Origin of the sequence: Ruoffia halotolerans (assembly GCF_014049385.1) — a bacterium.
Taxonomy (GTDB): domain Bacteria; phylum Bacillota; class Bacilli; order Lactobacillales; family Aerococcaceae; genus Ruoffia; species Ruoffia halotolerans.
Map to the genome: position 1 here is coordinate 77798 of NZ_JACAOA010000008.1, position 13521 is coordinate 91318.

Below are 13521 nucleotides of genomic sequence, written 5' to 3' on the forward strand. Positions count from 1 at the left end.
AACAAGGAGGATGGTCCATGACGAAAAAGAAGAAGGCTCAAACTAAAAAGTCAGAGCAAGTAAGTGATCATTCAAAACATTATATTTATTTAATTATAGGCTTGATTGTCGCTTTTATATCGATAATAGCCTTATTTAATTGGGGATTTTTTGGTTCACTTGTCTTAAATACATTTCGATTATTTGTCGGGGAGGCGTATGATTTATTATTAGTTGGAATTGCTTTTATTGGATTAGCAATGTTTGTGAAGCGTTCTATCGTTAATATCCCCGCATTAAAGTTAATGGGAACATTGTTTATATTAATAGCTATGACGACTTTACTTCATTTTAATCAATTTTATCCCTTAGAACCTTTACCAGATTCCATTTTTGCCATTACTTTTGATATTTTCAAAAATGAATTTGTGACCGGACAAAACCAAGTCAGTCTTGGCGGTGGGATGCTTGGTGCAGTTTTTTATGTGAGTTTTGGTTATTTATTTGGACAATGGGGAACATTTTTATTAGTAGGTATTGTGTTTTTTATTGGACTTTTTATGACTACAGGTGTGACTTTTGAAGCATTTATTAATGCAATTAAACACTTTTTCACTTTAATATATAGAGGATTTAAACGAGTTGGAAACACAATTAGTGAAGTTCGTTCTACATATATAGAATCTTTCGTAGAAGAAGAGGAAATTACAGAAGACATCGAACCTGTGGTTGAAGAACCTATTTATGAACAAAATGATTCATTTAATGAATATGAGGATTACTCAAGGGAAGAAGTGTCGTATGAAAGTAAGCAAAGACCTCAGAGAAGAGGTTTATTTGATAAAATAAAGGACAAATTTAATGTCAACGATGCTGAGGAAACGACCGAACAGTGGCAACCCCGTTATCAGCCTTCCATTAAAGTAGATAAAGAACCTAGTTGGGAAGTATATGATGATACGGATGCACTTGCGTCTACAGCAGCTAGTGAACGTGCAAGACTAGAACGAGATAAAGATTTAGTCTTAGATTTAGATTATTTTGACCAAATTTCTAATCATGCAAAAGAAGATGAGTCAGAATCAGTTGTTGATATGCCACAGCAATCTGATTATGACTACAATAATCCATCTGATTGGGATGCGCCAACGACTTTTGAAGAAGAATCTTATAACAAAGTAGAAATTGATGCAGTTGATGATATTTTGGCTCATGAGATTGCTGGTACCTTACCTGAAGAACCGACAAACCAAGAAATGGTTCAATATTCTAATGCCGCTCATTGGCAACAACAATCTGATAATATCCAAAACACTACTGATAATGATTTAGATTCTGTTCTTGAACAAAGCAGTAAAGCCAATCTAACTCAGAAAAAAGAATCGAAAAAAAGTAAGCATAAAGGGTATAAATTACCATCAAAAAACTTATTAACGAAAATTCCGCCGGTGGATCAATCTGAAGAATACAAACGGATTAATGAAAACATCGATAAACTTGAAAGAACATTTAAAAGTTTTGGTGTAGATGCTAAAGTTGTTAAAGCAAATTTAGGTCCATCGGTTACGAAATATGAAATTGAACCAGCTATTGGTGTGAAAGTAAGTAAAATTGTTTCATTATCTGATGATATTGCACTATCACTAGCAGCCAGAGATATTCGTATGGAAGCTCCGATTCCAGGCAAATCATTAATTGGGATAGAAGTACCAAATACTCAAGTGAGCCCAGTTTCTTTTTGGGAAATTGTAGATGCGGCCTTAAAATCACCAAATCTTTTAGAAGTGCCTTTAGGACGAGATATATCAGGATCAGTGTGTACAGCCGATTTAACTAAAATGCCTCACTTACTAATTGCTGGTGCAACGGGGAGTGGTAAATCAGTGGGAATGAATGTTATTATTGCTTCTTTATTAATGAAGGCAAAACCTAATGAAGTGAAATTCTTAATGATTGACCCTAAAAAAGTTGAGTTGACTATGTATAATGAATTACCTCATCTTTTATCTCCTGTAGTTACTAACCCGAGAAAAGCGGCTCAAGCATTAAATAATGTAGTCCAAGAGATGGAACATCGTTATGAATTATTTGCAGCATCTGGTGTAAGAAACGTAGATAGCTATAATGACTATATTGAAGAGCAAAATAAAAATGAAGGAACTGGCTATGAAAGACTGCCAAAAATTGTGGTCTTTATTGACGAGTTAGCAGACTTAATGCTAGTAGCTAGTAATGAAGTTGAGAATGCGATAATTCGCTTAGCTCAAATGGCACGTGCTGCTGGTATCCATATGATTATCGCAACTCAAAGACCATCCGTAGATGTTATCACTGGGATAATAAAAGCTAATGTGCCTTCAAGGTTAGCCTTTGCGGTTTCAAGTGGGACTGATTCGAGAACAATCTTAGATTCAAACGGTGCTGAGAAGTTACTTGGTAGAGGAGATATGCTATTCCAACCAATGGGTATGAATAAACCATTACGTGTTCAAGGTGGATATATTTCTGATGCTGAAGTAGAGCGTATTACAGACTTTATCAAAGATCAAAGTGAGCCTGAGTATGATGAAGCGATTGTTGTGACAGATGAAAGTCTTGAAAAAGCTAATGCATCTGATGACGAATACTTTGAAGATGCGGTTGCACTTATTAAAGAACAAGAAACAATCAGTATCTCTCAATTACAAAGAAGATTTAGAATTGGTTATAATCGAGCAGCAAGATTAATCGATGATATGGAAGCTTTAGGTTTAGTAAGTGAACCTGATGGAAGTAAACCAAGACAAGTCTTAATAGATTAAAATGTAAATGCCTAGTAGATCTACGTTTACTACTAGGTATTTTTTTATTTTGAGCAAACTTTTTATGAAAATGTTGTTAAATCAATGATTGAAAGAGCATAGAAAAAGTCGAAAAGTTCAAAAAAACACAACCGCTTACATTGTGTTTTTGAGAAGCTTACGGTATAATTTTAAATGAACAAAAAAGGAGGAAGATTTAATGAAAAAATTACTTAAATTGTCTGCTGTAGCTTTAATGGCTGCAGGAGTTGCATTACCAACGATGGTGGCAGCACAAGAAGAGTTTTCTGCTATCATGATTACAGATATTGGTGGGGTAGATGACAAATCATTTAACCAATCAGCATGGGAAGGATTAACTGCATGGGGTGAAGAACACGGTAAAGAACGTGGAGTGAGTGGATATGACTACTTACAATCAAACAGTGACTCAGACTTTGTTACAAACATTAACACGGCTTTATCATCAAACTTTGATATAATTTTTGGTATTGGATTTAAATTAGAGCCAGCGATTAATGATATGGCACAACAATATCCGGACCGTCACTTTGCCATTGTAGATGCTGTGGTTGATCAACCTAATGTGGCTTCATTAAACTTTAAAGACCATGAAGCAGCATTCTTAGCTGGAGTTGCCGCGGCATTAACAACTGAAACTGATCACCTAGGCTTCGTTGGTGGAGTTGAAGGGGTTGTTATTGACCGCTTTGAAGCAGGATTCGTTGCAGGGGCAGAAGCAATTAACCCAGATATCGAAATTTCTGTAGAATACGCAGGTAGCTTCGGTGATGCTTCACGAGGTAAACAAATTGCAGCAGCAATGTACGCGAACGATGCAGATATTATCTTCCATGCATCTGGAGATACAGGGAATGGAGTATTCTCAGAGGCAAAAGACTTAGTAACAAACGACCCTTCACGTAATTTATGGGTAATCGGGGTTGACCGTGACCAAGCAGAAGAAGGTATCGTAACTGTTGATGGAGAAGAACGCCACTTAACATTAACTTCTACATTAAAACAAGTTGGAGATGCAGTGAAACAATTTGCTGAGCAAACTGAAGCCGATGGCTTTACCTCTGGTAACACTGTCTATGGTTTAGCAGACGGTGGAGTTGAATTAACTGAAGGTCAATTAACTGAGGAAGTTAAAGAAGCAATCGAAGATTATCGTCAACAAATTGTTAATGGGGAAATTGAAGTTCCAGAAACGCCAGAATAAAACACGAACAATAACGGCATAATTAAAGAGATAATACGTCAAACTATTGAGAGCTCGTTTTTTATAACATATAATACCTTTAGACATTAACTAAGGGAGGAAATACATTGAACAAATTACTTAAATTATCAACAATTGCTCTACTTGCCGGAGGATTAGCTTCTCCAATTTTTGCTAACGCACAAGAAGATTTTAGTGCAATCATGATTACTGACCAAGGTGGGGTAGATGATAAATCATTTAACCAATCTGCATGGGAAGGTTTACAACTATGGGGAGAAGAGAATGGCCTAGAAAGAGGTACTTCTGGTTTTGATTATTTAGAATCAGCAACTGACTCAGACTACATTACTAACTTAAACACGGCGGTTCAAAGTGGTTTTGATTTAATTTATGGAGTAGGGTTCAAATTAGAAGCAGCGATTAATGATGTTGCTCAACAATATCCAGATCAACAGTTTGCGATTATTGACTCTGTAGTGGACCAACCAAATGTTGCTTCTATTAATTTCCAAGACAATGAAGCAGCTTTTCTAGCTGGTGTTGCTGCAGCTTCAACTACTGAAACAAATAAGATTGGATTTATTGGTGGAGTTGAAGGGGTTGTACTTGATCGTTTCGAGGCAGGCTTTGTCGCTGGTGCTGAAGCAGTTAATCCTGACATCGAAGTCACAGTTGAATATGTTGGAAGTTTTGCTGATGCACCACGTGGTCGTCAATTAGCAGCAGCAATGTATGCAGCAGATACAGATATTATTTTCCAAGCTGCTGGAGATTCAGGTAACGGAGTCTTCTCAGAAGCAAAAGATTTAGTTTCTGCTGATCCAGAACGTAATATTTGGGTTATCGGAGCTGATATGGATCAAGACGCTGAAGGGATTATTGAAATTGATGGAGAAGAACGCGGTATAACTTTGACTTCGACGTTAAAACAAATCGGTGATTCTATCCAATTATTTACAAATGAAACAAAAGCAGGTAACTTCGAAGCTGGAACACAAGTCTTTGGGTTAGCTGATGGTGGAGTTGACTTAGCTGAAGGAAATCTTTCAGAAGAAGTTTTAACAACTGTAAATGATTACCGTCAACAAATTATTGATGGTGAAATTGAAGTCCCAGAAACTCCTGAAAACTAATCGTTTTTAGTAAAAGGCGCCTCGTGGAGGTGCCTTTTTTTATCACGATTTACAATTATCAGAATGAATCATTTATAATTAAGAAAGTTAACTAATAAACATTTACAAAGTACTAATTTAGATAAGTGAAAATACAAATTATTTAACAAAACTGCAATTATAGAATACTATAATACGATTTTTACTATGCTTTTTTAGTATACTTGTCTATAATTATATATGATATAACAGATTGCAAAATTATAAGTATAGAATGTGAGGAGCAATTATGACAGATACAAATGTACCTGTAATTGAGATGCGTGACATTTCCAAAAAATTTGGTGAGTTCTACGCGAACAAAAATATCAACTTACAGTTGAAAAAAGGTGAAATTCATGCCTTATTAGGGGAGAACGGAGCAGGAAAATCAACATTAATGAATATTCTCTCTGGTTTATTAGAACCTACATCAGGTGATATTTACATGGGAGGAGAAGTTGTTCAAATTGATTCTCCAACCAAAGCCAACCAACTCGGAATCGGGATGGTTCACCAACATTTTATGTTGATAGATGCTTTTACGGTCGTTGAAAACATTATATTGGGTGAAGAACCTGTCTCAGGTCTAACAATTGATAAAGGAACAGCTCAGAAAAAAATTGAAGAGATTTCTCAACAATATGGTTTGAGTGTCGATCCTTCAGCTCGTATTTCATCTATTAGTGTAGGAATGCAACAGCGTGTTGAGATTCTTAAAGTGCTTTATCGTGGGGCAGACATTTTGATTTTTGATGAACCGACTGCGTCACTAACGCCTCAAGAAGTGACAGATTTAATGGTTACATTACGTAAATTAGCCGAAGAAGGTAAGTCAATTATTATCATCACTCATAAGTTGGATGAAATTAAACAAGTAGCCGATCGCTGTACTGTTATTCGGCGTGGTCAATCGATTGATACTGTTGATGTAGCAACAACAACTTCAAATGAGTTAGCTGATATGATGGTTGGTCGTGCAGTATCATTTACTACTGAAAAGAAGCCTGCAAATCCATCAGATACAATTATTGATATCAAATCACTTAATGTTTTGGATGAACGTGGTATAAAAGCGGTTGAGGATCTTTCATTTAAAGTTCGCAAAGGAGAAATCGTTGGTATCGCGGGAATTGATGGAAATGGTCAATCAGAATTAATACTTGCAATGACAGGATTATTGCCAGTTGAATCAGGTCAAATTCTCTTCGAAGGGAAAGATATTACAAATCTTTCACCGAGAGATGTGAATGAAAGTGGCATTGCACATATTCCAGAAGACCGTCATAAGTATGGTTTAATTCTAGATATGCAATTAGAAAGTAATATGGTATTGAAAAACTATTACGCGAAACCTTATTCAAGTAATGGCTTATTATATTTTAGTAAAATTGAACAACAAGCGAGAAAACTAATTGAATCTTATGATGTAAGAACAACTTCTGAGAAAGCTTTTGCTAGATCATTATCTGGTGGTAATCAGCAGAAAGCAATTATTGCTAGAGAAATAGATAGTGATCCTAAATTCTTAATTGCGGCAAACCCAACTCGTGGACTCGATGTGGGTGCAATTGAATTTATTCATAAAGAATTAATTAACGAACGTGATAAAGATAAAGGTGTTCTATTAATGAGTTTCGAACTTGATGAGATATTAAATGTAACTGATAGAGTTCTAGTCATGTTTGATGGAAAGATTGTTGCGGACATTCCAACACATGAGACAAACGAACGTGAGTTAGGATTGATGATGGCGGGAACACCATTTTCAGAAATTGAAGCGGCTCGTCAGGAAGGAAGTGTTGTATAGTGAAGTCAAATATTAGACAAATTATGGTCCCATTGTTATCAATTGTTATTGGACTTGTCTTTGGAGCAATTATTATGTTGGTTTTTGGTTATAATCCAATTGAAGGTTATAAAGCATTGCTTACAGGAGCTTTAGGGAATCCATTTAATATTGGACAAACAATTCGTGCAGCAACTCCCCTAATCTTTACTGGTTTAGGTTTTGCGGTAGCTTATACGGCTGGATTCTTTAATATTGGTTTAGCTGGTCAAGCTTTAGCAGGTTGGTTAGTATCAGTATGGATTGGTATATCATTACCTGATTCACCAGGTTGGCTTGTCTTACCACTTGCAATACTTGGTGGAACGATTGCTGGTGCTTTATGGGCTGGAATTGCCGGAGTTTTAAAAGCGTTCTTTGATACCAGTGAAGTTATCGTAACAATCATGTTAAACTATGTAGCCATTTATATTTCTGACCATATTATTCGTAACGTAATCACTGAGCGCGGAGATGCAACGCCTTTCGTTGGGGAGAATGCATCATTACGCTTGCAATGGTTAACTGATTTAACAAATGGGTCAACGATTCATGGTGGTATTATCTTAGCCTTAATTTTTGCAGTTCTTGTATCAATTTTACTTCAAAGAACAACTGTTGGTTTCGAATTGAGATCAGTTGGTTTCAATAAGCATGCTGCGAATTACGCAGGTATGAATGCGAAACGTAATATTATTTTAGCAATGTTATTATCTGGAGGATTAGCTGGATTAGGTGGAGTTATGAACGGCTTAGGAGAGTTTAGAAACGTCTTCTTAACGAACGGTGTTGCTCCAGCCATTGGTTTTGACGGACTTGCTGTAGCATTATTAGGCGGTCTGAATCCAATCGGAATCATCTTCGCAAGTCTGTTATTTGGTGGATTAAAAACAGGTGGAACGATTATGCCATTAATGGCAGGTGTTCCTTCTGAGATTGTAGATATTGCTACGGCAGCAATTATCTTCTTCGTAGGTGCTAACTATGTTATTACTTATTTTATGGATCGTCGTGAGAAATCTAAATTAAGTAATACAGAAGTGATTGTACAAGGAGGAGATGACTAATGGTTAATTTACTAGCATTAATTGTATCATCTACATTAGTATATTCAGCCCCGTTAATCTTTACGGCAATCGGAGGAGTGTTCTCTGAGCGAAGCGGAATAGTAAACGTTGGTCTGGAAGGTATTATGGTTATGGGAGCTTTCAGTTCCGTTGTTTTCAATTTATTTTATGCTGAAACATTTGGTTCTTGGACTCCATGGCTTGGATTATTAGTTGGAGCACTTGCAGGGGTAATCATTGCTGCAGTTCATGCTTTAGCAACAGTTAATTTAAGAGCAGATCATATTATCTCTGGTACAGTAGTTAACTTAGCTGCTCCAGCTTTAGCAGTGTTCTTAACACGTGTTTTATTTGAACAAAGAGGACAAACTGACATTATCCGTGAATCATTTGGATATTTTAACTTCCCAGTTTTAAGTGATATCCCTGTTATTGGAAAGATATTCTTCCAATCAACGTCACTGCCAGCTTATGTTGGTATTGTTGTTGCCTTTATCTGTTGGTTCTTCTTAGCGAGAACACGCTTTGGATTAAGAATCCGTGCGGTCGGTGAGAATCCACAAGCAGCAGATACAATGGGGATTAATGTTTACGCAATGAAATACGCTGGTGTAATACTTTCAGGTGTATTCGGTGGTATTGGAGGAGCGGTATTATCTCAATCAATTTCACTAAACTTCTCTGTTTCAACCATTGCAGGGCAAGGGTTTATGGCAATGGCAGCGATGATCTTTGGTAAATGGAATCCAGTAGGAGCTATGTTAGCTGCGATATTCTTTGGTTTTGCTCAAAGTTTATCAGTAGTTGGTTCACAAATACCAATCATTGAATCAATCGATCCAGTATACTTACAAATTGCACCTTACATTATTACAATAATAGTACTTGTAAGCTTTGTAGGAAAAGCATCTGGTCCAGCTGCGAATGGTAAAACTTATATTAAATCTAAATAATTCTTTTAAAAAAACGGCCTACATTTGTAGGACCGTTTTTTGCATTAATACAGTGATTCTTTTTGATATATGCAATAAATTTATAAGATTAAATCATGACAAAATACTTAACAATTAAGATTACTATCTTAAAATTCTATGCTATAATACAATAGTATAGATTTAGATACAAAGAGGAGTCTGTTTTATGAGCGAATTGGGAACTAAATTACGCGAAGCGCGTGTAGAAAAAGGTTATACCCTAAATACATTACAACAAATGACAAAAATTCAAAAAAAATATTTACAAGCCATTGAATTGGGTAATTACGATGAAATGCCGGGTAGTTTTTATGTACGTGCATTTATTAAGCAGTACGCTGATATGGTTGGCTTAGATGGTGATGAGTTATTAATTGAATATGAAGATGAATTGTCTTCAAATTCTGATAATGCTAACGATTCTGATGATGTGGAAGCCGATAAAATTCCGAGTCGTGCAGAACGTTATGTTACGAATGAAAATAATTCTTTTGATGCAATCCTTGCTTATTTACCGGTAATCTTATTAGTAGCTATTGTCATTGGAATAATGATTGCTTTAGTCTTTGCAATTAATAGTATCGATCAAAACGACCAACCTGCAGAATCGGTTTCAAGTGAGACGACGAGTATCGTGAGTGTTGTTGAACCGGAATCAGTTGAACAGGACGAGCAAGAGACAGAATCAGATGCTGAATCTGAAAGCACTACTGAAGAGCCAGCGCTTGGAGAGAATGATGTAATGGTTGGAGATCAAGTATTAACATTAACTTCACAACCAGGTGAGACTACGACATATGAATTGAATGCACCGTTCTCAGAATATACTTTTGAGTTTGAAGGAAATAACTTTGTGTGGGTTGGTGTATTTGAAGACGGTGTGATTGTACAAGATACAACTATTGTTGAAGATGAAGTGCTAGAACACACAGTGACCCCAGGTACTCAAGAAGTTAGAATATCCTTTGGATATCCTGAAGGAGCTAATTTATCAGTCAATGGTACGGTAATTGAGCCTCAAGGACAATACTTAACTGAGACGATTATCTTTACAGCAGCGGAAGATACTGAAGGGGAATCTGAAGATGATGCTATCGAACTAGATATACCAGAAGAAGATGCAACGACTTCTGAAGAAGATTTCCAAGGGCCTGCCGTATTAGCACCAGAAGATGGTACGGAGGGAGCCGAATAAACATGCAAATGAATATTGCTAACAAACTGACAGTAGCAAGAATGTTTTTAATTCCTGTGTTCATCATTTTAATGTATATACCTAATCAATTTGGCAAATTTGATGTATTGGGAGCAAGTATTCCAGTCTTTCAATTTATCGCTGGTTTAGTATTTACCATGGCCAGTATTACTGATTATTTAGATGGTTACTTAGCTAGAAAACATAATTTAATCACATCATTTGGAGAGTTTTTTGACCCCATGGCGGACAAACTATTAGTTATTACTGCCTTAATTATGCTTGTTCAAGCAAATACAGTTCCAGGTTGGGTAGTCGTGATTATTGTGAGCCGTGAACTACTTGTTACGGGGCTACGAGTATTACTTGCAACCCAAAGCGGTAAAGTAATGGCTGCTGCATGGCCAGGAAAAATTAAAACTTTTACTCAAATGTTTGCGATAATATTCTACTTATTTGACGATATTGGTTTTGCGTTACTCAATATTCCTATTTCGACCATTTTAATTTACATTTGTTTAATATTTACGGTATATTCTGGGGCAGAATATTTTTATAAAGGTCGGCATGTCTTTTCTGATACGCAATAAAATTAAAAATTAATTCGTTTTAAATAAACAATAGCATATTATTTTTAGAACAATTTACTTCATGATAATCTTATCTGGGGTAAATTGTTTTATTTTTAAAATAAATTAATGGAATTGATCATTTTTCTTGTATATATATAGGGGGAGTTTTTTTGAAGGCAGAAATTATAGCTGTAGGTACTGAATTATTAATGGGATACATAGTGAATACGAATGCGAGTGATATCGCACAAGAATTACTTGATATTGGAATTGGAACGTATTATCAATCTGTTGTTGGAGATAATAGTGACAGGATAAACGAAGCTTTAGAGATTGCATCCTCTAGATCTGATCTAATTTTTCTTTCTGGAGGTTTAGGGCCAACGGAAGACGATATTACAAAGCAAGTTTTAGCTGAATTTTTAGGTGAAGAATTATATTACGACAAGAAACAACTCGAGAGAGTCGAAACTTATTTCAAAAATCAAAATCGTGAGATGACAAAGAATAATTATAGACAGGCTTTAACGATTAAAGGCGGAGAAACAATTCTTAACGATATGGGACTAGCTGCTGGGTTAATCTACACGCAAGAAAAAAATAATAAAACGATATATTATATTGTTTTACCTGGCCCTCCATTTGAGATGAAGCATATGCTGAATGAACATGTCAAACCGTATATTAGAAGTGTGGTGGCTAAGCAAGGTGTTATTAGTTCTAAATACATTAATTTATATGGCGTAGGGGAATCTTTCGTTGCAGATAAACTGAGTGATTTAATCGAAACTCAAACAAACCCAACGATAGCTATTTACGCTAAACCTAAACGTGTTACGATTCGTTTGACATATAATTCTGTAACCTATGAAGAGTCCGAAGATGTTTTAGATGAATTAGCTGAACAAATTCGTCAACGCTTTACGAAGCATTTTATTGGTTATGGGTCTGAGCAACTTTTTGAAAAATTCATTGTCGACGAATTAAAAAAACATAACAAAACATTATCGGCAGCAGAAAGTTTAACAGGTGGTTTAGTCCTAGAAAAATTAACGAATACACCGGGTGCTGGAGACGTCATTGTTGGTGGATTTGTTACTTATCAAACAGAACAAAAAGTCAAAATGCTTGGGATACCGGAAGAAATCATTAAAGAACATACGGTTGTCAGCGCAAAAGTTGCACAAGAAATGGCTGAGAGAACGTTAAATTTAACTGGTAGTGATTTAGCTATTTCATTAACTGGTGTAGCAGGACCTAGATCTTTAGAGGGTCATCCCCCAGGAAAGGTCTTTGTTGCTCTAGCAGCGAGAAATCATCCAGTCCAAGTAGAAGAATTAAATATCTCAAATAAACCTAGACATGTTGTAAGAGAAGTAGCAGAGTTTGAAGTTTTAAACTTAGTAAAAGAATTTTTAAATAAATAGAACATATGTTCGTTTTTACTTGCAAAACGATAAAAGTAAAGTTACAATGTAATAGAAAAGAAATGGAGGCACAAGTAATGGTAGATAAAGATAGAAGAAAAGCGCTAGACTTAGCATTAAAGGGAATTGAAAAAAACTTTGGTAAAGGTGCAATTATGCGTCTTGGAGATCGTACGGATACACGTATTTCAACTGTACCAACTGGATCTTTACAATTAGATATTGCCTTAGGTGTTGGTGGATACCCAAGAGGGCGTATAATTGAATGTTACGGACCAGAATCATCTGGTAAGACAACAGTTGCACTACACGCTATTGCAGAAGTTCAAAAAAATGGAGGTTTAGCTGCCTTCATCGATGCTGAGCATGCATTAGATCCAGATTACGCAGCGAATTTAGGTGTTGATGTAGAGGAATTATTACTTTCTCAACCAGATACAGGGGAGCAAGCCTTAGAAATTGCGGATGCATTAGTATCATCTGGAGCCATTGATATCGTTGTTATTGACTCTGTTGCAGCATTAGTTCCAAGAGCTGAAATTGAAGGTGAGATGGGTGATACTCATATTGGTCTTCAAGCTCGTTTAATGTCTCAAGCATTGAGAAAATTATCAGGTTCAATTAACAAAACAAAAACAATTGCCTTTTTCATTAACCAAATTCGTGAAAAAGTGGGTGTTATGTTCGGAAACCCTGAAACAACGCCCGGTGGACGTGCACTTAAATTCTATTCATCAGTTCGTTTAGAAGTCAGACGTGCGGAATCAATTAAAGATAGCGGAGACTTTGTAGGGAATAGAACGCGTATTAAAGTAGTTAAGAATAAAGTAGCCCCTCCATTTAAAGAAGCAATGGTAGATATTATCTATGGTAAAGGGATTTCTAAAATTGGAGAACTCGTTGATATTGCTGCTGATTTAGAAATCATTAATAAAGCAGGTTCTTGGTATTCATATGGCGAAGAGCGAATCGGACAAGGACGAGAGAATGCGAAAACATTCTTAGAAGAGAATCCAGATATTCTAGAAGTTGTTGAAGCTCAAGTGCGTGAGCACTACTTCACACCAAAAGAAGTTAAAGAAGAAAAAGTTAATGAAGAAAAAGTAGAAGAAAGCACTGAGTTACCTTTAGATAGCGAAGAATATTAGATAATTAATTTCAATAATTTAGACCAGCCAGCCTGTTATATTTTATAGCAGGCTGGCTGGTCTTTAATTTATTCATATTAGAATAAACCCCTTAGATAGTTCCGAGGAAATATAATTAAATAATATTTTATAAAAAAAAAAATAGTAAGCG

The 13521-nt window shown here is 35.9% G+C and carries 10 protein-coding genes; all 10 read left to right on the forward strand.

Translation table 11 applies throughout. The features are described 5' to 3' along the window. The first annotated feature begins 17 nt into the window (after positions 1 to 17). The 10 genes from HW423_RS04525 to recA all read left to right on the forward strand — a co-directional run bounded on the left by HW423_RS04525 (position 18) and on the right by recA (position 13370). Complete coding sequence (locus HW423_RS04525) at positions 18 to 2780, forward strand: FtsK/SpoIIIE family DNA translocase (protein WP_218930751.1); 2763 nt, start codon at positions 18 to 20, stop codon at positions 2778 to 2780. A gap of 199 nt (positions 2781 to 2979) precedes the next feature. After that, positions 2980 to 4005 (forward strand): BMP family lipoprotein, encoded by a 1026-nt coding sequence (locus HW423_RS04530; RefSeq protein WP_218930752.1) that lies wholly within the window; start codon positions 2980 to 2982, stop codon positions 4003 to 4005. A 107-nt stretch (positions 4006 to 4112) separates the two neighbouring features. Then, positions 4113 to 5141, forward strand: a complete 1029-nt coding sequence (locus HW423_RS04535; protein ID WP_235956290.1) for a BMP family lipoprotein — start codon at positions 4113 to 4115, stop codon at positions 5139 to 5141. Positions 5142 to 5409: 268 nt separating this feature from the next. Next, positions 5410 to 6969: an ABC transporter ATP-binding protein gene (locus HW423_RS04540; protein WP_218930753.1), complete on the forward strand. Its 1560-nt coding sequence runs from the start codon at positions 5410 to 5412 to the stop codon at positions 6967 to 6969. Positions 6970 to 6992: 23 nt separating this feature from the next. Next, positions 6993 to 8054 carry an ABC transporter permease gene (locus tag HW423_RS04545; RefSeq protein ID WP_218930763.1) on the forward strand — a complete coding sequence of 354 codons (1062 nt, stop codon included), beginning with the start codon at positions 6993 to 6995 and terminating at the stop codon, positions 8052 to 8054. Continuing rightward, positions 8054 to 9007, forward strand: coding sequence for an ABC transporter permease (locus HW423_RS04550; RefSeq protein WP_218930754.1), 954 nt, complete (start codon positions 8054 to 8056; stop codon positions 9005 to 9007). The genes HW423_RS04545 and HW423_RS04550 overlap by 1 nt, the downstream gene beginning before the upstream one ends. A 187-nt stretch (positions 9008 to 9194) precedes the next feature. Then, on the forward strand, positions 9195 to 10223 hold the full coding sequence (locus HW423_RS04555; protein ID WP_218930755.1) for a helix-turn-helix domain-containing protein: 1029 nt from the start codon (positions 9195 to 9197) through the stop codon (positions 10221 to 10223). An 8-nt stretch (positions 10224 to 10231) separates the two neighbouring features. Continuing rightward, positions 10232 to 10813: a CDP-diacylglycerol--glycerol-3-phosphate 3-phosphatidyltransferase gene (gene pgsA, locus HW423_RS04560; protein ID WP_218930764.1), complete on the forward strand. Its 582-nt coding sequence runs from the start codon at positions 10232 to 10234 to the stop codon at positions 10811 to 10813. A gap of 152 nt (positions 10814 to 10965) precedes the next feature. Continuing rightward, entirely contained in the window at positions 10966 to 12222 is a 1257-nt protein-coding gene (locus HW423_RS04565) for a competence/damage-inducible protein A (RefSeq protein WP_218930756.1), read from the forward strand. 77 nt (positions 12223 to 12299) lie between these two features. Continuing rightward, positions 12300 to 13370: a recombinase RecA gene (gene recA, locus HW423_RS04570; RefSeq protein ID WP_218930757.1), complete on the forward strand. Its 1071-nt coding sequence runs from the start codon at positions 12300 to 12302 to the stop codon at positions 13368 to 13370. Positions 13371 to 13521: the final 151 nt, after the last annotated feature.

Coding starts and splice junctions, on each gene's coding strand:
- HW423_RS04525 (WP_218930751.1), top strand. CDS start 18: ATGACGAAAAAGAAGAAGGCTCAAACTAAAAAGTCAGAGCAAGTAAGT.
- HW423_RS04530 (WP_218930752.1), top strand. CDS start 2,980: ATGAAAAAATTACTTAAATTGTCTGCTGTAGCTTTAATGGCTGCAGGA.
- HW423_RS04540 (WP_218930753.1), top strand. CDS start 5,410: ATGACAGATACAAATGTACCTGTAATTGAGATGCGTGACATTTCCAAA.
- HW423_RS04545 (WP_218930763.1), top strand. CDS start 6,993: ATGGTCCCATTGTTATCAATTGTTATTGGACTTGTCTTTGGAGCAATT.
- HW423_RS04550 (WP_218930754.1), top strand. CDS start 8,054: ATGGTTAATTTACTAGCATTAATTGTATCATCTACATTAGTATATTCA.
- HW423_RS04555 (WP_218930755.1), top strand. CDS start 9,195: ATGAGCGAATTGGGAACTAAATTACGCGAAGCGCGTGTAGAAAAAGGT.
- pgsA (WP_218930764.1), top strand. CDS start 10,232: ATGAATATTGCTAACAAACTGACAGTAGCAAGAATGTTTTTAATTCCT.
- recA (WP_218930757.1), top strand. CDS start 12,300: ATGGTAGATAAAGATAGAAGAAAAGCGCTAGACTTAGCATTAAAGGGA.